Below are 19,388 nucleotides of genomic sequence, written 5' to 3' on the forward strand. Positions count from 1 at the left end.
GGATCAATCCCTTACTGATAAATCCTCTTTTCTTTATGTGAACAGATAAGAGTTTAAAAAAGCTGTTATATGGGTTTGGTAATCATAACAGCTTCAAGTATTTATTTTGCCCCTGCTTTTATCAAAATTTTTTCAATCTCTTTAAACCCTTTCTCACGTGCATGCTGTAAAGGAGTCACCTTATCATTGTCTGGAATGTTCAAATCCGCCCCATGTTCTAGCAGCAATTGCACCGTTTGCTGCTGCTTTTCGTCTCCATTATTCAAAATAATTGCTTCTAATAAAGCTGTCCAACCAAGATTATTAATATGATTCACATCAATATCGGTATGAGTGAGAAGTTCTTTGATTACATCCACATATCCATGTTCTGAGGCGGGGATTAAAGCAGTTCCCCCATACCGGTTTGTAATCGCCGGATCGACCCCTGCTTCAATCGTAAGTTTTAGAATATCTATATATCCTTCTGCACCAGCATAAAGGAAGGGATTGTTTTTCATATCATCCTGGATGTTCACATCTGCCCCTGCGTTGATGAGCACTTTTGCGGTTTCTACATCATTGTTATAGGTCGCAATCATAGTGGCAGTCCGTCTCTTCGAGTCCTGTGCGTTGATATTCGCATCTTTCTTAATGAGTTCGCTTATGGTGTTTGCCTCTCCACGTTCTGCTGCTTGAAGTAACTGTTTATTTAATTCTTCGCCCACGATTTCCTTCTCCTTTTCTTCTTTTTTCGGTTCTCCACTAATGTTAGACATACAACCTTGCAGCAAGAGAATACATCCTATAAATGCCATCATCCACTTCAACAACAAATATTCGCCTCTATTCTAATATAGTTGCTCTGTTCTTTTTACCTGAGGAGTGAAATTTATATTCTACGGCTTTTTCTCTTGGAAAACATGTTCCGTTAAACATGTAATTTATTTATTCATTTCTTTCCAAAGAGCAAAATCTCCTTGCCAAATTCATAACTTCATCGTGAATCATTTAAAAACATTCCTTGAAAAGTTAAATATTAAATTTTTTTTCACTAATGTTTTTTGTTTTCCATAGTTGTTCTAACACAATTACGATGATCGTACTAACAATGAGACCATTGCTTAAAATATATTGGAGAATAGTAGGCAGACTCTGAAATATTCCTTTAGGAAGATACATTATTCCAAAACCGATTAGCAATGTGATTCCTAATATAGTTAACCGGCGTTGATCTAACTCGTCTTTCAAAAGGGACTGAAACGAAATCCCGATCATTTGGACAAAGGATGCTAAACTTACGGCACAAGCAATAGGGCCGGGAAGCATAGCTAAGAAGTTGACGATCGCCGGAACACAGGCTATACCTGTTAAGGCTAAACTTGCTACCAAGAAAGGCATCTTTCGTTTTTGCCCAGTTAATCGGATAAATCCCGCCGATACTGGCAATGGCACAATCCCAATCGTAGAAAAAAGAGCTGATAAAATATGTGTAATACCGCCTGCCCAACTGGCGCGGTTAATGGTTTGTTTTTCGGATTTTTCTGATTCTGGAATCGCTTGTTTAACAGCCGTAACGGCAGCTATTGTATTAGAGACTACAATAAACGTAAAGATAATGGAGGTTATAACCATCCCAGCATTTAACTGCGGAGTCCCCCATGCAAAAATGTCTGGTAATTTAATGAAGAAAGCCTGTGTGGAAATCGTATTGGGGGTTTTCCCTAATAAGTAATATAGTAACCACCCAATTAAAATTCCTAACAGCACGGAGTAACTTTTCATCCATCCTTTTCCTTTAATTGACAGCACTATCACGATAACAAATACGCCAAATGAAATCGCGGATATTTCATAATCCAGGTTGGACTGTTCTTGTATTCCGAGCATTCCCTCTAAAAAAACACCACTAAGTTGAAGAGTCAGAATCAATAGAAAAGAACCAGTAACTAAAGGAGTGAACAAAAACAGCAGCCGATTAACCAGGCCGGTTATACCGAGAATAAATAGTAAAAATCCGGTAACTAGCAAGCCACCTTCTAAAAGTTGTAAAGTTTCATACGTACTTTCCCCCTGCTGAATTGCCATGCCCGCTAAAATGACAAATACACTGACCCATGAACCTGCAGGCCCGTCAGCGATCGGATATCGATGCCCAAGCCAGCCTTGAATAAAAGAGCTAATGCCCACCACAAAAAAAGTTCGTTGCATTAATTCGGATATTTCCTCTATCGTTAAATGAAATACTCCTCCGATTATGATCGGTAATGCAATAGAAGTGGCCAGCAAGAAAAAAAACCATTGAAATATGCTTAAACTGCTGTAAAAACGTTGTTGCTTCATAATATTTCACCCTTATACATGATGTTTATTGTTGAGACTTCTAGTGAGAATAGAAATTTGTTCTACTTGGCTGAAAAATAAGGGTCTCCAACAAGAAAAACTTATATTTAAGTATCTCGATGTTCTAGCTAACACCTTGAAAAACTTTCCTATCGAAAAATCATCGCTGTTAAAGCCGTTTCGAGAAATTTCTTTTTATCTAAAATCATGATATCTTAGAATGAAGTATATGAAAAATATAAAAAAAATTAATTTTACTAAAGTTTTTCATATAGGAAGGGTGAATTTCCGCTTATGGATATTAGACAACTGCGATATTTTATAGCTATTGTAGAAGAAAGAAAAATTTCTGCTGCCGCTGAAAGACTTCATATCTCCCAGCCTCCACTAAGTCAGCACCTGAAAACAATGGAAGATGAATTGGGAACGAAATTAGTGGAGAGAAATAGTAGATTTTTAGAAGTGACGGAAGCAGGAAAATCCTTATATAAGTATGCGCTACAAATGACTCAGTTGATGGAAGAAGCCAGAATGGAAGTAAAGGATGTCGGAAAAGGGGTAAGTGGAAGATTGACGATAGGTATCAATACTTTTTCGGTAGTCGGATTACCTGAGTTACTTCACCAATTCCACAAAAACCATCCTAAGATTACCTATAAAATTCATCAAAATGAGTCATCTCATCTTTGTCAACTAGTGAGAGACCGAATAGTAGAGCTGGCGATTATACGATTACCGCTCGAGTTAGATGATTTTTCAGCTATCCATCTTCATGCAGAACCTTTTTTCTTTATTACTTCAAAGAAAAACGAACCTTTTAATCATCAGGTTATGCTTGCTGACATTCAAAACCACCCTTTGATTTTACCGAGTACAGAAGGACTGGGAGTTCATTATATGATTTTGGAAGCATTTTCTAAAGCTCAACTACATCCGAATATTATTGCCGAGTGCTCTGACATCTCCCTTTTATTAGATTTAGTCGCATGTAATTTTGGAGATGCTATTGTTCCGGAAACCGTCATTAAACAATATAAAAACTACAATATCCAGGCTTTCAAAATTAAAGATACAGAGCTATCTGCATCTACGGGCTTAATATGGCTGAAAAATCATTATCTATCAAAAACTGCTCAAAACTTTACAAACCTATTAACGGAGTACCTTCAGCAAAACACGGATTTACAGTGTTAAGGATTTAAAGTATTAAAAATCCCAATCTCTCAGTAATAATAAATGAGAAATTGGGATTTATTTATTCAACAATATTATTAAATGTATCCGAAACGAACGCTATAAGATGTTCACTGAGAGTTATTATTTTTCAGTTGCTATATTCCCCATTGCAATAGAAATTCTATTCCAACTGTTGATTTGATTGATTATTAGAACAAGGTCAACATATTGTCTTTCGTCATAATGTTCACGTACTAGTTGATAAAGCTCATCTGGCACACGTTTTGTCGGGATTAAGGTCACGTACTCTGTCAACTCAAGAGCTACTTTTTCTGCATCTGTGTAAAATGTACACTCTCTCCAAGCACTAATACAATATAAACGTTGTTCCGTTTCTCCCATTTTTCTAGCATCAGTGGTATGCATGTTAATACAATATGCACAACCATTTATTTGCGAAGCGCGAATTTTTATAAGTTCACGAAGTTTACGGTCTATACCTGTAGTTTTCGTATACTTCTCCATTTCCATCATTATTTTAAGTGCTTCTGGTGCTACATTATAATAATCAATTCGTTGTTCCAATTTAATTCCTCCTTTTATTTCTTTTCATTTAAGACAGTATTAATTCAGATGCTATTCTTGAAGCAGCTTCTTCAGCTTCTTTATATGCTTTTTGTAATACTTCATTTGGCTCCAGTAAAGCAGTTCCTTGCGCCCGAATGACTTGGTAATCTTCAATACCAATGAAATTGAACATTGACTTCAGGTATTTTTGAGAGTAATCAACTTCTGTATACCAATCATCATTTGTATAGATTGATCCACTTGCTTGTATGATAAGCATTCTTCGTCCGTCTTTAAGTAGTCCCACTGAGCCATTTTCAGTATATTTAAAAGTTTCACGTGCGATTAAGATATTATCCATATAATCTTTTAATTTTGATGGAATATTAAAATTATGCAAAGGTAAAACGATAACATACGTATTTGCACTTTTAAATTGTTGTAAGATTTCTGACATACGCTCCATTACTTTTTGTTCTTGGCTAGTTAGTTCCTGTTCTTTTCGTTGTTTTTCCCATGCACTTAAAACCGTTTTATCAATCGTAGGCACTAAATCACTGTACAAGTTAATTTGCTCAATTAATTCGCTATCAGGAATTAATTCTTTATAAGTTTTCAAAAAGTGGTTAAAAACCTGCAAGCTAACTGAAGAAGTATCATCAATTTTTGGGTGTGCATTTATGATAAGTGTTTTGTTCATTATTATTTCCCCTTTAAAATGAATTTTAAGTTCCGATTAAAGACTAACTTAATCGGCGATTAACATTGTCTATAATATATGTTATAATTATTTTTGTCAAAGGAATAAAATTTACCAAAAGAGATTTCTATTTGACTAGAACTCTAAATAGCCCTAAGATACAATTTGATAATCCTTAATCAAAAGTAGGTGATTTTATATGCAATATAGTGTCGGAGTTGAATATGCTTTACATTGTCTGGTTTATTTAATTGATGTTCCTTCCAAAGAAAGTGTTGGGATAAAGGATTTGGCAGAATTCCAAGGGCTTTCTGAGACATTTCTTTCAAAAGTTTTCGGTAAATTATCTAAGGCTGGTATTGTAAGTTCTGTCCCCGGTGTAAAGGGAGGATATAGGTTATCTAAGTCCCCAGAAGTTATTACCTTTTGGGATGTAGTTGAAGCAGTTGAAGGTCCTAAACCTATTTTTCAATGTAAAAATATTAAAGATAATGGTTATTTGTATAGGGAAGGCTGCTGTTCATCTCCCTCCTTTTGCACCATCAATTTAGCTATGCTCGAAGCAGAAGAAAAAATGCGTGATTATTTACGTAGCAAAACACTCTCATGGTTAAATGAAGAGCTTGATCGTGTCTTGCCCAAACAAATACGTAAAGATACCAAGAAATATTTTTCAAAAAGTAGCATATAAAACAAACCTCTCATGAAATTCCTTAATTAAGAGGAATTTAGAGAGGTTTTTTCTTAGTTCAAGGAGTTGAATAACTTTGAAATCCAAAAACGGTCTGAATAATTTAATAAAACTAAAACACTCGAAGCAACTTTCTCGAATTCTTCTTCTGTTTTTGCATTCTCAAAATCAATCCATATCCCATCTTCATCTCTTGATGTTGCCCCTAACCTAAATCTATTATTTAGATGATGGGAAGTAACTTTGTTAGATGGAATGTGTTCTCCCGAATACATTGTTACACCTTCTATTGGGCAAGTCGCCGCTTCAATTACAAATGAACCTCCCCATTTGTTGAATTGGAAAGTAATTAAATCAATATTTTTTTCATTCTTTCTCCTAAAGTGAGGTAATGAACCTTTGAATTCTTGTTTTCTTAATACAGGTATCACAACTTTTTTCAAGGCATTATCCATCATTTTTCTTTCATTCAATGACATTCTTTTCTACTTCCTTTAGATATTTATTATTAAACTAAACTACCTTCTTTAGTGAAAAAACGACCCTATTCCAATGGTCATGCTTTTTATATCGCATGAGATTAACAACAGGAAGTATCCAAGCAATTAATCCAAGAATGAGGCTGCCAAGATTAAACAAACCAATCATATCTACTCCCCCTTTATATTTTTTTATTCTTGTTCAACAATCCTGCTACGTCAGTCGAATAAGAAAAAGCTGCCGAAGCAGTCTTTCCTACCTAAACTAAAGCACCCTTTACTTTAAGTACATTTCTTCACAAACACTTTCTGTTCCTAGCTATTACCTTTGCTTTTTCTGCCACTTAAAATCAATCTTCACATCGTTACGTATATCGGTTCTGTTTCTCGCTTTGTTTCGAACAGCTCCGAAATCCTATATCTATAAAGGCGTCAGAGTTGAAACCCTGACGCCAAATTTTTATTTCACTTTATTTGCTTCCGCGTACTGCTCATCATTTACAGGCTCAAACCATTCTGTTTCTGGTTTGCTTGGGTCACCTGCAGCTGCTAAATGAACAAACCATGAGTCGTCTGCTGCACCATGCCAATGTTTTACACCGGCTGGAATGTTCACCACGTCCCCTGCTTTTAAGCGTTGTGCGGGTTCACCTTTAGCTTGATAGTAACCTTCACCAGCAGTCACAAACAATAATTGCCCACCTGCATGAGAATGCCAGTTATTACGGCAACTTGGTTCAAAAGTTACGTTTCCAATGGCATTTGGTCCAGGTGAGAGCATTTTCAAATAACTTTTCCCAACGAAAAATTGAGAATACGGATTTTGTTCTCCTGCATCGAATAAAATGGTGTCTTTCATGTCTTTAATAATCATGAGCTTTGTCCTCCCTTAGTCCTTATAAATTTCTTTTGCTAAATTAAAAGCTGACCATGCTTTAGGCCACCCACAATAAAAAGCTAAGTGTGTAATCACTCCAACCATTTCTTTTTTTGTGACTCCGTTCACTTTTGCCTTCATCATATGGCCTTGTAATTGTTCGAAGTTCCCGCCTGAAAGAAGTGCCGAAACAGTAATCATACTTCGGTCACGTGGGCTCAACTCTGCTTCACGGCTCCATACTTGACCAAATAATACATCATCGTTTAATTCTGCAAATTTCGGTGCAAACTCACCTAAAAAATCACGTCCGGCTGTTACCTTTTCGGCCATTCTAATACCTCCTTCTTCTCTTCGAATACAGTACAATTACCATCTTGTAATTTCTTTTCCAAAGGAACCATGATATCTTCGTAATTTTCTACTTTAAGTTTCAAATAATCACGAGCATGCACCATTGTTTCAATTCGTTCTTCCAATTCGTCCAATTGATCTTGAAGTATTTCTTTTCGTGATTGAATGTTTGAAGCATCACCTTTTTGGAAAAGTGAAATATAATCAATCAGGGCTTCCGTACCGACTCCTGCATCCCGCATATGTTTAGAAAATTTAATCCAACCGATATCAATATCTGAAAAATTGCGAACGCCATTTTCATTTCGGATAACCGGTGGAATTAATCCAATACGCTCATAGTAGCGAATGTTTTCAGGCTTTACACCAGTTAATTCACTAGCTTTTTTGATATACATAGGCTACTCACCTCCATACTTCTAGTATGCACTTGTAGTGAACTTTAAGGTAACTGAATTGTTGGGCGGATAATGATCTCATTCAAACAAGTGTCTTCTGGTGAGTTAATCGCAAATGCAATTGTATCAGCTACACGGGATGCTGGGATTTGAACCGCATCGTAAAGAGCTTGCATACCAGCTTTCGCTTTAGGGTCTGAAATAGTTTCAACTAATTCTGTTTCAATTGCACCTGGAGAAACGATTGTCACGCGGATATTGCTACCAGCCATAGCTTCTTCTTGACGTAAACCTTCGCTCATTGCACGAACTGCAAATTTAGTACCTGAGTAGATACCACCACCTGGCCATACGTGATGACCAGCGATTGAAGAAATATTTATAAAGTGACCAGTTTTGCGTTCACTCATTTTTGGAAGGGCAGCACCAATACCGTACATTACACCTTTAATGTTGATGTCGATCATTGCTTCCCATTCTTCATAATTGTAATCTACGAAGTTTGAGCTTGGCATAATGCCAGCGTTATTCATCCATACATCGATTTGTCCGTATGTTTCGATTACGAAGTTAACAAGTGATTCAACCTGTTCACGTTTTGTGACGTCAGTAACTTTGTACGCAGCTTTCCCACCTTCAGCTTTGATTTCTTCAACCATTTTCGTTAAATGATTTTCACGACGAGCTGCGATTACTACTTTATTCTCTTGGCTTGCTAATAATTTAGCTGTTGCTTCTCCAATACCTGATGAAGCGCCTGTAATTACGATAACTTTTGACATTTATTATTCCCTCTTTCCTTTCTGATGAGTTCACTATAAACCTTAAAGTGCACTTTAACGCAAGAGGAAAATCTAAACTTCTTAATTTTTTTACGTTTAGAGTGCTTCGTTTTTGGGTGGCTGAAGGTAATGCTTTAGGAATAAAAAAGACTCTTTCCCATATACGAAAAGAGCCTTGGAACGTAGATATATTAACGTTTTGAGAAATTCGGTGCGCGACGAGCGCCTTTAAGACCGTATTTTTTGCGTTCGATTAAACAACCTAATTACCTTTTCTTCAACTAAATTGCCCAGTTACTTGAATAAGAAAATTTAATTCATTGGCAGTAAGTGAACTTATTCGTTTATTATTCTTGCCACCCAGCAATTATCTCTCCACTCCATAGAACCTCTATTACATATTTTTCTCTTGGACAATAAATAAACTGTTCTTCATATGATATATTTTCGAAACTGATTATTATATTTTCTATTGTTGTAGAAATAACTGGGGTTTGGTTAGGGGATGACGATGTTTTTCTCATAAGATAAACAACACTATTTTCAAAACCACCTTGTTTGATGAAGGAAGATAGGTGATGTGCTCCATCTATTTGAAATTTTATACTCATTTTCTCCCAATCAATTCGTGCAACACTTCCTGAAGAATCAAAAGGAAATTCTTCCACAAACCTATCTACTGTTTCTTCGCTTTGCTCCACAGTTAACACATTAATACTTTCTTTCTCTAAAAGTTCATCACAAAATTCAGTAGCAAGTTCTTCATACTCCTGCTTGATGGCATTTTGTCTATTTAATTCGATAATATCTTGTAATCTTTTTTTTCTTTCTTCTCTATTCATAGCAACCTCTTATTAACCTAGTATTTTAAATTATTATTTTCATTCAAACATCGCACTCCATTAGTGAAACAAGAACCATTACTTACTGTTTCTTCTCAATTGATTCTTGACATCTTTCACAATAGCTATGATTAAGGCTGCCTTACTTAATTTTAATTGCTAATTTCTATTTATTAATTTCTTTCTACAGCTATCCTGGCCGTTAGTGGAAGAAGAAAAAGCTGATTTGATGAAATCTATTAAAGAAATTTTAATTTTGTTATTGCTTTAAGGACTTCATCCCTGTTTTTCGAAAGTTTCATCCATTTTGGTAGTCTACTTTTAGCACTTAAATAATATAAGCCAGAAGGTCTTACATGTTCTTTAATATAATTCTCTATATCGAAAAGATGTTCATAATTAAAGAACCAAAGTTTATGCCCACAACATTGAGTTTGAAGATACAAGGGCAAACCAAAGTACCAATCAACTCCCTGTTTCTCATTATATAATTCGTGGCTAAACGCCCATAGATTATCCCATCTTCTTTTGGGATGGATATCTTTGGTGTAGCCACATTTGACACATAACAACCGTTTCGATTCATGTCCCAAATATCTAGGTTCATCTTTACCTTTTGCGTTATTCGGAGTGAAAATTCTGGCACAACTGCTACACCTAGGACACTGAACAAGAAACAAGTCTGAATAGGCTAATAACATTCCACCTACACCATCAAGCATTAGAAACCACCACCTACAATCAGTAAACGTTATCTTTATTATAAATTATTTTTTATTATTAAAGTCGATTCTTCTTCAACTAACCTGCTGTGTTACTTTAAGTACAAAGTTTCACAATCTCTTCTAAGCTCTAACATACATATCCTATTTTCTTTAAAGGAGTTACTCCACAATCTGGCCATATAACGGTAAAAAGCGATCTTTTTTATTGAAGAATCACGCTCTTTAATGGAAGAACTATAATAAGTTCTCAAAACTATAATCACTTAATTCTTATTTACCTAACGTCACCGTTACATAAATAAGAAATCATTCCAATTATAAATGTTGAATATCAATATTAAAAAATGACTTTCTCAAATAGATGGTATAAGCCAAAACAATTATAGACCATATTAAATTTCCAATTAAGATGTGTTGAGAATCATTAATCTCTTCTAAGATTACATGGTGTTATTTCAGAAAATGTTCCTTAACATAAAGAAAGATCCTACATCTCGCTACATAATTGCGGCTGATAGTTGCTGTTCTTGCAGTTATGAAGAATAATTTGAATGTAACTTTTTTTGGCTACTCCATACTTTAACAAGTACTAGTTTACCAATATTAATTACTCCAATAATTATAAGGAATAATGGAATGATGAATAAAGCATGGCCAATACCTGGAGCAAATATTGTTGCCACTGACAATGGAACTACTTGAGTTACAAAATACAAAAGTAAAAATGGTATTAAGAAGTTAAAAACAATCAAAGATACTAAATTAAGAAACAACCAGAAAGGTGTTATTTTACGTTTTTGTTGTTTAAATATTTTATAGATGGAAAAGAATATGTACGCTATCGCTACAGCAATTATTAAATCAAATATGATATAAATCATAAAAGGGCTTTCTTCACTGGTTTTAAGAGGTTCATTATGTTTAATAAAATTGTATAGATTCGTCACTATCTCATCGTACCGATTACTATTATAATAATCGAATGAATTGATCAGTAAGGTAATTCCATACTCTTCATCTAAAATGACTCTTGAATATGTATTTTCCGTCCAGCCATTATGTGTAATCACATTCTTATCTACTTCCCATCCCATCGCATAATAAATATCATTCCTAATGAAAGATGATGGCTGATGCATTTCGTTTAAACTTTGTTTTGATAAAACACTCTTACCATAAAATTGTCCTTTTTTTAATATTGCAATCATATAATTTGCCATATCTTCAGCACTTGAAATGAGATAACCATGAGGTACGTTCGCTTCATGGTTTAATTGTTCTGTTGGCATTTTAAATCCAAACATTGTTTGATATCCAACAGCTATCGTATTGTTTTATCTTCTTTTGGATCTGCATAACTATTTTCCATCTGAAGCGGTTTAAAAATATTGCTGCTTATATATTCAGTATAAGGAGTCTTCGTGACTTCTTCGATGACTAAACCTAAAATACTGTAATTCAGATTGGAATATTGGTATGTTTCACCGACTCCTTTTGTTAGGTGTACCTCCCTTAAGCCCTCTACAAGTTTTTTTATCGATTGATCACCTTGAGAAATAGCAACTTGTCCATCATATTCAGAGATGCCACTCGTATGATTTAATAACTGTCGAATGGTAATTTCTTTTGATGCTGCCTCATCTGCCAAAGTAAACCATGGTATATATTGTTGAACTGGATGATCCAATTGAATCATTCCCTGGTCTACTAATTGCATGATGGCTAGTGCAGTAAATGATTTACTAACAGAACCCAGAACAACGGGCGTCTTTGGTGACATTGCCTTTCCATTAGGACCTGACATTCCATATCCTTTGATATACTGTATCTTTTCATCTTTTACTATCGCTATTGAAGCACCAGGGATATTAAGTCTCTCAAGTTCATTATTCATGTATTTATCAATTATAGAAATGTCCACATCATTATGATTCTCAGTAGCCAAAGCCTTCTCATTTAATAATGTAATAAAAAGGAAAAGTATGATTAGTATTAGTTTTCTGATTTTTGATAATTTTAAATTTTTCACTGTATTAGGTCCTCCAATTTCTGTAAAACGAACTATATTCTAAAATCAATGAAAATATTGTATATTTCTTTATTTCATACGTGTTTTTATATCTGCTTTATTCACACTTGTAAAAGCTATCTAATTTAACACTATTTGTCCCCTTTTTTGTATGTCAATATTTGAGTACGCCAGCCAAAAACATACATAATTTTACCATAATAACCCGATTATTAATTTTAATTAACGTTATTAATTTGTTAAAAATTGAAAATAGAATAAAATTTATCTGACGTAAGTTGTATAGATACTATCTTATTCCATAAAATGGCCCGATTGCTGAACAAAGTTAAAAAAGCACACATTTTATTATTTGTTCCAAAACTCGTCTATAATTTAAAAGTTTTAGACACGTAGTTTTATTAGTATTTTACATTGTTATTTTTGGAGATATTTTGTACTTTTTTTAATACTTATTTTGCGTGAATAGAAAAAAGGATCATACATATTAGTCCTTCTAATATGTATGATCCTTTTATATTTATTCCACAAACGCGCCCTTTAATGGAGTAACTAAATTTGACCTCAGTCTTAAAATTAATTAATTCTTATTAAACTAACGCACCCGATAGTTTAAGTACATTTCTTCACAAATGGAAAATTTCTATCCATGATAAAAAGGTAATTGCCTCTTTTATCATTCAACTGTATACACGGCTACGGACTTGTTAATATTAACTTTCTTGTTTTGACATCATATATTTTGTAACCAATTTCAAACATATGGTCCTTTGTAACTGTCACCTTACAATAATAAGGGATTGACTTTCCATAAGCATCAAGTGCAGGAATATCATTGAAAGTAAACAGTTCATCTGTATCGAGCATATTAAAGTCCGCCAAAGAAGAACGACCTGATGAAATTTCAACAACACATTTTCCACTGACGACATCATATTCCTTTAGCACAACATATTTTAGGCTTGGGATGGTAGCAGCTAAAAGAAAAGCACCAATTACAAAGCTTCCTAAGATTTTACCTACATTTAATAATGAATATTCTTTATCAACATACATAGCAAAAAAAGCAAATACTGCGCCTATTACTAATAAAGCTCCTACTATGAGCATTAAATAATAAATGATCATCTTTTCACTTCTATAACAATTGAATGGTAATATTACCAAATGATAATTGTTCTTCAACTAACCTGCTTCGTTAGTTCAATAATCAAAAAGAGCCGCCAGTGTTGGCAGCCCTGATCTTCAAGTAAAGCACCCAGTTAGTCAGTAAGAACGGTGACACATTAGTTGCTTCGCCTACATTATTTAATCAATATTAATCTTGATAGCTCTTGTCGCAATAAAACATTTTATATATTTATCTAACGGTCTACTTCCACCAAAATCATCTTCATATAGACCATTGAGCGTAAATCCCGCATCAAATTGTCCTTGAATTTGGTCTTCTAATGTATGTCCAAATTCAATTGTTTTATTGGCTTTAATATATTCTTCAATCTCTTTTTCTGTCAGATTATCCAAGGATGATGATGGAATAGAGTTTTTAACCACTAAATTTCCCTTCATATCTTCTTCATCATCAAAAATAAATAGAAGAGGGTTTGTAAAACCAGAAATAAGGACTCCTTTATCTTTTAACACTCGTGATGCTTCTCTCCATACAGGATGAACATCTTTTACAAAAAGATTTGAAACAGGATTTACAACCATATCAAATTCTCCTTCCCCAAAATCAGAGAGGTCAGACATATCACCTTGAACAGTTCTTAAATTTAATCCATCACGATTTGCGACAATTTCATCCTGTTCCAATTGTTTTTTGGAGATATCGATAACTGTAACATCAGCTCCTGCTGCTGCTAATACTGGACCTTGTTGACCTCCACCAGAAGCTAAACATAAAATTTTTAGTCCTACTAATGATTTTGGAAACCAACTTCTTGGTACAGGTTTTCCTGCTGTTACGCTAATCTCCCAGTCACCTGATTTACTTTTTTCGATTATTTCCTTAGAAACAGCCTTTGTATAGACCACTTGTTCATCAACTTTTTTATCCCAAGCACTACTATTATGATTAACAGTATCCATATAAAATCCCCCCCATTTTTTGGACATAGTTCCCTTAAAAGGATAACATATCAACATCTGTTTTTTCTGACTCTTGTTAAGCTTACCTGCCCTTTAGCCATCCATGAAGCGCAAAAATCAGCGCTTCACCACAGAGTATGAAAATAGTTAAGAAGAGCTAATACTGATACTGATCTTAATCCAGTCAACCCATTCCATAGATCAATGAATTGTAGCTCTATCCATTTTTTTTTACGATGGATAAGGGGTCTCTTTGGTATTGCCTTTTTTCGAAGTTAGAGAAGTTTATTTTCGTGGTAGTTCAATAAAAAAGGAGTAATCTCCTATTTGAAGTATTGCAACCTGTTACTTCAATAGGTATCTGTTAATCTTCAGCCAAAATGATGTTTTTAAAATGTATTTAAAAGAGGCACTATTATTATTGATAAACCTAAACTTATTAAGATTGTAATAAGCCAATCCCTTTTTTTCGTCGTCTTAAGTAGTATATTTAGTACCGAACCAATACAAATAGAAACTAAAAATACGAAAAAAATCATAATAATCGTTTCCATAAAGTACCTCCAGACATCTGTTGTGTAATATTTTACCACTATTCCCTTTGTTAATCTAACCTGCTTTTTTTTAGTTTAATAAGAAAAAACGCCAACCAACGTAAGGCTGACGCTATGTTCCCCTAATTCACCACCTTCACCCCAATAATACTATCGAACGTCACTCGCTCAAACTCTCCTAGCTTTACCTCAATCCGCAGCTCATGCGTAATAGGATCAACGTAATGGACACGGCCAGTAATATCAAAAGTAAAGCCTTCATCCCAAACAGTTAGCTTTACCGAATGGTCGTATTCCATTGCGTAAATAATCCGCAAGTCGAATTCTTCCGCCTCATGTTCGTCAATGATTGGCTTAGCTTGTCGTTCATTATCCCGCCAAAAATCCCACTGAGTTTTCGCTAGTTCTGGCAATTGGAATGCGGCTTGCCACTTCATAATTCCTCGGTCTCTAAACGCCATATAATCGCCTCCTTTAAGATTATTATATACGAACTAATGTTCCGTATGTAATAAAAAGAAAAAGACCATTTTTTGACGGCCTTGAGTTCTTCTTATTTCACTAAAGCACCCCGTTACTTTAAGTGCAAAACTTCACAAAGATTTTTTAAGTGCTGTCATTTACTTTAGTGTTTTTTCTCAATCCTAATTAAAATGCGTTCAAGATTCTTGGAACAACCACTTATTAAATATCCGATTTCGCCTTGTGTATTTTCTTTTTCAATTACTTCTTTGCAATCATCGGTCTCTTTACCTTTATCTTTTCCAGCATATTCATCATTTGAATTATCGTAAGTGTAATGAATAACTTCTCCATCAAATTGTAAATCTTGGAAAATAGGGTCTCCTTCGTGAGTATAGCCTGTAACCCGTAGGGTGTCTTCTTTTTTGTTAGATAAATTAATTAAGAACTGCTCAAACCTTTCTAAATTAACAACTTCATTTTGGTGAACAACATCGCCTCTTTTAATCGCTTCCTCTGACCCGTAAGCCCCACTCTTTGAACAACCAATACTACTAATAGCAACCAAAAATATAATTATAATTAATATAAATCTTTTCACTTATTTCCTCCCTAATTAGATTATCTATATAAATTTATTTCTTCATTCTTCTCGTATATACCTTCTTGCACTAGTCGAGTAGAAGGGAACCTTTCTACCTTTCGGTAGATTGTGTTCCTCCCCCCTCACAGAACCGTGCTTGCGCTATTCACGCACATGGCTCCTCCTAGTTATCATTCACAAAATGTAGCTAATCTCTTTCCTTAAGTCATATATATTAACCTTAACTCTTGGTGAAGGTAGCGGATATTTATTAAGAAAGAGTCTAAATTTATCCTAAGTAAATGATTTCCTTTGACTTCTTATATTGAGCCATTTATACAGAATGTATCCGATTTTTTCTTTGAATTTGTATACACTTTGGGTGTTATCTGTGATGCAGTAATAGTTGTAATAACCAATTAGTGAGCGTTTAAATCTATCCATAATCATAAATATCTTTATTTCTATTAATCTTCAACCATTCTTTTGATTCCTTTAGTTTGCCTTGGACTTTCTTTCTGCTTGATTTCCTTTTCACTCGAAAGTTTCCTTGTTTACTCTTCCCACAATAGTGTGTAAAACCTAGGAAATCAAAGGTTGCAGGTTTTCTATTTCCCTTTTGTTTTGAATCTTTCTCCGCAAACCTCCCGAAGGGAATAATTTTAGTTTTATCCTCAGCTATTTCTAGGTTAAACTTCTTTAATCTAAGTTTTAATGATTGGAAGAATTCCTGAGCTTCGCTCTTATATTGAAAACAACAAACAAAATCATCTGCATATCTCACTATGTATGCTTGTCCTTTGCACTGTTTTCTTACCCTTTACTCAAACCAAAGGTCGAGGACATAATGGAGATATACATTGGCTAATACCGGAGATATTACTCCACCTTGCGGTGTACCATTATCTGTTCAGTGTTTCTTACCTTCCTCCATATATCCACCTTTAAGAAACCTACCAATTATTCTTAGTAAGTTAGGGTCGGAGATTCGTAGTTTTAAGAACTCCATCATCCATATGTGGTCAACGTTGTCGAAGAATCCCCTAATATCTACATCTACTACATAATTTACTGACCTCGTTTCAATATAGTGGTTCAGTATTTTCAAATCATCATGGCAGTTACGATTTGCGCGGAACCCAAAGGAACAGTCCAGCAAGTCATTTTCATAAATGGTATTTAGTATCTTTGTAATGCCTTTTTGAACAATTTTATCTTCATGTTCAGGTATTCCCATTGGTCTTTTCTTTTTTAAATTGAGCTTTGGAATATACATTCTCCTTACTGGAACAGGACGATAGCTTTTGCTTTTAAGTCTACTTACTAAATCCTCTATGTTTACCTCTAAACTTTCACCGTTTTGCTCTTTAGTTGTACCGTTAATCCCAGTTGCCCTCTTATTGGGAAGTTCAAGATGACATTGAACTAATGCTTCCTTATTTAATAGATGTGCAAGAGATGTAAATTTCATTTTAGAATCAGATTTTGCTAATTCTGCAATCCTTAGTAGTTTTGTTTCCATTTATTAAACCTACCTCTGTGTGTAGTAAATGTGTCCCTAGTAAGGGTGATAACTGGTAGCTAGCCTTTCCTCCATCGGCATTACCCAAATTCATTGGTACTACGCTGCTTTCCGACTCCCTACATCGGCATTTGGTTTCCTTGCTTATTATCACTTGTAGACCATACTCTTCTAAAAAAAGAAAAGACCGGTAGGGTCTCCCGAGTTTCCGTATCATATCAATATAAAACGTGCCAAGGTCTCTGACTCCAGAGAGGTTTTACCCTTCTTGCCATTAACGAAAGGTAAAATGTAGCTTTCTGCTGCAGGTAAAGCATCAGCCCTCTCGATTTACTAACATTATGGAGCTCAATCCCTTCAACCATTTGGCTTCCGGCCCGCTACCTAACTGTCTACGCTTAAAGACTAAAGTTACCTTTAGCCCTCCAAGACTCGCTACAAGCGAATGGCTGGTTCTTACTCGACGGGAATCCCACCCGCTATATGATACGACCTATGCTCGGCCGCACACCTGCCCCTTTAGTTGCATAAGAAAAAGCTGCCTTAAAGACAGCTCTGATCTTCAGCTAACGCACCCGTTAGTCTATTTTAAAGAAGTAACAATCAAAAAAAGTTCGTAAAAGTGTACATTTACAGACGTTTTAATCATGACAGAAAGGCTTCATTTTCCCTGAAGCCTTTCTTAGGAGTACATACATAGGGTTATATAAGCAAAATTGGATTTACTTTGCCTCTGGTTGCACGGACGCTGGTATTACCCGGCTGCCGCCAGCAAAAAGGAAAAAACCACGCTAAGACAATATTAATGGAAAAAGCTTTTTTCTCCCATGCTAAAGGGAAATCAGCTTTTTTTGAACTCTTGATGACCATAATTCATGACAGAAAGAGCAGCTGTTCCTAAGGATAACAAAACGAGCACACCACCTACTGTAGGGTTGAACTCGACAGAGGTTTGCTCAATAACAATTCCGCCAATAAATGAACCAAAAGCAATACCCATATGAACCGCCGAATTGTTTAAGGCTTGCTGGATATCCGAGGTTTCTGGTGACAGCTCGATCAGATAGCTTTGCATCGCTGGTGTGATCGCCCAGCTCAGCATACTCCATATTACCATCAAGATTAGGAAAAACGGTAAAGCAAAGGTTGTATAAGGGATTGATAACATTGAAACCGCAAAAAGGATAATGACAGATATTATAGTACGCTTGGGGCCGAAACGGTCAGCCAGAAAGCCTCCAATTCCCCCGCCAACTACAGCCGCAATTCCAAAAATTAAATAGACAATACTAACCCATGTTCCATCAAGGCCTAGTTTCATTTTTAAAAATGGAGTTAGGTATCCATATAGTGTTAAATGACCCGTCAACATGACAAAGGAAGTTACCTGGGCAAATAGAATTTTTCGATTTTTCAATGTACGTAATTGTCTTCCAATTGGAATAGAAGGCTTTGGTGCCATTCTTTCCAGAAAGAAAAACACCCCCGCCATCGATACTAAGGTTAGGATGGAGATCATGATAAAGGGTGCCCGCCATCCAAAAGCATTTCCAAGCATCAATCCAATTGGTATCCCTAGTACAAGAGAGGCACTGACTCCCATAAAAACAATTCCAATCGCCCTTGCACGGTATTGTTCAGTTACAATATTTGGCACCATCGTTAAACATAAAGCAATAAGCAATGAACCGCTAGAAGCTGTAATGATACGCCCAACTAGTAAAATACTATAAGAAGGGCTGAATACAGCAATGACATTTCCTATTAAGAAAATAAACAAAGTAATTAAAGTTAGCTGTTTTCGTTCCACTCTTTGAGTTACTGTTAACAATATGGGTGCAGCTAACGCGAATGCAATAGAAAAAACAGTGATAAGGAAACCCGCTTGCCCAAGACTCACATCTAAATCATTCGCGACAATATCTAGTAAACCGCCAATGATTAATTCAACCATCCCGACAATAAACGAGACAATCGCCAATATATACACACGTTTATCCAAAATTTAACTCCCTCTCTAAAAAGCAAAATAAATACTTGATAAAAAATAGCCCGCCATGTTTAGCTAGGTCTGTTCTCATTCATTCCAAACTTCTTCTAGTTTTTCTCTAAAGAGTTAGCCTAAGCACAAAAAAATAATTCGTGGACATGAATCGATAATGAATCCCGCTTAGGAATTTCAATTACATCCTCTTCTGATCAATGGATTGGTACCAACTCTTTTTATGAACATA

At 35.2% G+C, this 19,388-nt stretch carries 22 protein-coding genes and 1 pseudogene; 2 read left to right on the forward strand and 21 right to left on the reverse strand.

Features of this window, described 5'->3' with window-relative positions:
- Nucleotides 1–101: 101 nt before the first annotated feature.
- Together V179_RS0108940 and V179_RS0108945 are read right to left on the reverse strand one after the other, a co-directional pair.
- Nucleotides 102–812: an ankyrin repeat domain-containing protein gene (locus V179_RS0108940; protein WP_028391145.1), complete on the reverse strand. Its 711-nt coding sequence runs from the start codon at nt 810–812 to the stop codon at nt 102–104.
- 199 nt (nt 813–1,011) lie between these two features.
- Nucleotides 1,012–2,322: a purine/pyrimidine permease gene (locus tag V179_RS0108945; RefSeq protein ID WP_028391146.1), complete on the reverse strand. Its 1,311-nt coding sequence runs from the start codon at nt 2,320–2,322 to the stop codon at nt 1,012–1,014.
- A 294-nt stretch (nt 2,323–2,616) separates the two neighbouring features.
- On the opposite strand from V179_RS0108945, the gene V179_RS0108950 reads away from it, so the two are divergent.
- Nucleotides 2,617–3,516 (forward strand): LysR family transcriptional regulator, encoded by a 900-nt coding sequence (locus V179_RS0108950; protein ID WP_028391147.1) that lies wholly within the window; start codon nt 2,617–2,619, stop codon nt 3,514–3,516.
- Between the two features lie 123 nt (nt 3,517–3,639).
- Here V179_RS0108950 and V179_RS0108955 read toward each other — a convergent pair whose 3' ends face one another.
- Complete coding sequence (locus V179_RS0108955) at nt 3,640–4,083, reverse strand: carboxymuconolactone decarboxylase family protein (protein ID WP_028391148.1); 444 nt, start codon at nt 4,081–4,083, stop codon at nt 3,640–3,642.
- 28 nt (nt 4,084–4,111) lie between these two features.
- Nucleotides 4,112–4,765, reverse strand: coding sequence for an FMN-dependent NADH-azoreductase (locus V179_RS0108960; protein ID WP_028391149.1), 654 nt, complete (start codon nt 4,763–4,765; stop codon nt 4,112–4,114).
- Nucleotides 4,766–4,964: 199 nt separating this feature from the next.
- Here V179_RS0108960 and V179_RS0108965 point away from each other — a divergent pair, with 199 nt between their 5' ends.
- A complete protein-coding gene (locus V179_RS0108965) occupies nt 4,965–5,456 on the forward strand; it encodes an RrF2 family transcriptional regulator (RefSeq protein WP_028391150.1) in 492 nt (163 codons plus the stop codon).
- 53 nt (nt 5,457–5,509) lie between these two features.
- On the opposite strand, the gene V179_RS0108970 is transcribed toward V179_RS0108965, so the two are convergent.
- From V179_RS0108970 to V179_RS0109050, 17 genes and pseudogenes are all read right to left on the reverse strand, one after another.
- On the reverse strand, nt 5,510–5,935 hold the full coding sequence (locus V179_RS0108970) for a DUF4304 domain-containing protein (RefSeq protein ID WP_028391151.1): 426 nt from the start codon (nt 5,933–5,935) through the stop codon (nt 5,510–5,512).
- A gap of 34 nt (nt 5,936–5,969) precedes the next feature.
- Entirely contained in the window at nt 5,970–6,104 is a 135-nt protein-coding gene (locus tag V179_RS31995) for a hypothetical protein (RefSeq protein WP_268745183.1), read from the reverse strand.
- 291 nt (nt 6,105–6,395) lie between these two features.
- Nucleotides 6,396–6,809, reverse strand: a complete 414-nt coding sequence (locus V179_RS0108980) for a cupin domain-containing protein (protein WP_028391152.1) — start codon at nt 6,807–6,809, stop codon at nt 6,396–6,398.
- A gap of 15 nt (nt 6,810–6,824) precedes the next feature.
- On the reverse strand, nt 6,825–7,145 hold the full coding sequence (locus V179_RS0108985) for a carboxymuconolactone decarboxylase family protein (protein ID WP_028391153.1): 321 nt from the start codon (nt 7,143–7,145) through the stop codon (nt 6,825–6,827).
- A complete protein-coding gene (locus V179_RS0108990) occupies nt 7,130–7,564 on the reverse strand; it encodes a MerR family transcriptional regulator (protein ID WP_028391154.1) in 435 nt (144 codons plus the stop codon). Before V179_RS0108990 ends, V179_RS0108985 begins: the two co-directional genes overlap by 16 nt.
- A gap of 44 nt (nt 7,565–7,608) precedes the next feature.
- Entirely contained in the window at nt 7,609–8,346 is a 738-nt protein-coding gene (locus V179_RS0108995) for an SDR family oxidoreductase (RefSeq protein WP_028391155.1), read from the reverse strand.
- A 191-nt stretch (nt 8,347–8,537) separates the two neighbouring features.
- Nucleotides 8,538–8,600 (reverse strand): 30S ribosomal protein S9, encoded by a 63-nt coding sequence (gene rpsI, locus V179_RS32385; RefSeq protein ID WP_407637247.1) that lies wholly within the window; start codon nt 8,598–8,600, stop codon nt 8,538–8,540.
- Between the two features lie 93 nt (nt 8,601–8,693).
- Nucleotides 8,694–9,188 carry a CDI toxin immunity protein gene (locus V179_RS0109000; protein WP_028391156.1) on the reverse strand — a complete coding sequence of 165 codons (495 nt, stop codon included), beginning with the start codon at nt 9,186–9,188 and terminating at the stop codon, nt 8,694–8,696.
- A gap of 239 nt (nt 9,189–9,427) precedes the next feature.
- Nucleotides 9,428–9,910: a hypothetical protein gene (locus V179_RS0109005; protein ID WP_051404897.1), complete on the reverse strand. Its 483-nt coding sequence runs from the start codon at nt 9,908–9,910 to the stop codon at nt 9,428–9,430.
- A 536-nt stretch (nt 9,911–10,446) separates the two neighbouring features.
- Nucleotides 10,447–11,217 carry a serine hydrolase domain-containing protein gene (locus tag V179_RS32000; protein ID WP_028391158.1) on the reverse strand — a complete coding sequence of 257 codons (771 nt, stop codon included), beginning with the start codon at nt 11,215–11,217 and terminating at the stop codon, nt 10,447–10,449.
- 17 nt (nt 11,218–11,234) lie between these two features.
- Nucleotides 11,235–11,942 carry a serine hydrolase domain-containing protein gene (locus V179_RS32005; RefSeq protein ID WP_028391159.1) on the reverse strand — a complete coding sequence of 236 codons (708 nt, stop codon included), beginning with the start codon at nt 11,940–11,942 and terminating at the stop codon, nt 11,235–11,237.
- 696 nt (nt 11,943–12,638) lie between these two features.
- Nucleotides 12,639–13,070, reverse strand: a complete 432-nt coding sequence (locus tag V179_RS0109020) for a hypothetical protein (RefSeq protein ID WP_028391160.1) — start codon at nt 13,068–13,070, stop codon at nt 12,639–12,641.
- A gap of 180 nt (nt 13,071–13,250) precedes the next feature.
- Nucleotides 13,251–14,033 carry a class I SAM-dependent methyltransferase gene (locus V179_RS0109025; protein WP_028391161.1) on the reverse strand — a complete coding sequence of 261 codons (783 nt, stop codon included), beginning with the start codon at nt 14,031–14,033 and terminating at the stop codon, nt 13,251–13,253.
- Nucleotides 14,034–14,709: 676 nt separating this feature from the next.
- Nucleotides 14,710–15,048, reverse strand: coding sequence for a YolD-like family protein (locus V179_RS0109035; RefSeq protein ID WP_028391162.1), 339 nt, complete (start codon nt 15,046–15,048; stop codon nt 14,710–14,712).
- 164 nt (nt 15,049–15,212) lie between these two features.
- A complete protein-coding gene (locus tag V179_RS27565; protein ID WP_051404898.1) occupies nt 15,213–15,650 on the reverse strand; it encodes a DUF4362 domain-containing protein in 438 nt (145 codons plus the stop codon).
- A 418-nt stretch (nt 15,651–16,068) separates the two neighbouring features.
- A pseudogene (gene ltrA, locus V179_RS31655) lies at nt 16,069–17,154 on the reverse strand (group II intron reverse transcriptase/maturase).
- An 841-nt stretch (nt 17,155–17,995) separates the two neighbouring features.
- The gene (locus tag V179_RS0109050) at nt 17,996–19,156 is read right to left on the reverse strand and encodes an MFS transporter (RefSeq protein WP_028391163.1); all 1,161 of its coding nucleotides are present in this window, start codon (nt 19,154–19,156) and stop codon (nt 17,996–17,998) included.
- Between the last annotated feature and the right edge of the window lie 232 nt (nt 19,157–19,388).

Origin of the sequence: Bacillus cihuensis (genome assembly GCF_000504145.1) — a bacterium.
GTDB lineage: Bacteria > Bacillota > Bacilli > Bacillales > DSM-1321 > Peribacillus > Peribacillus huizhouensis.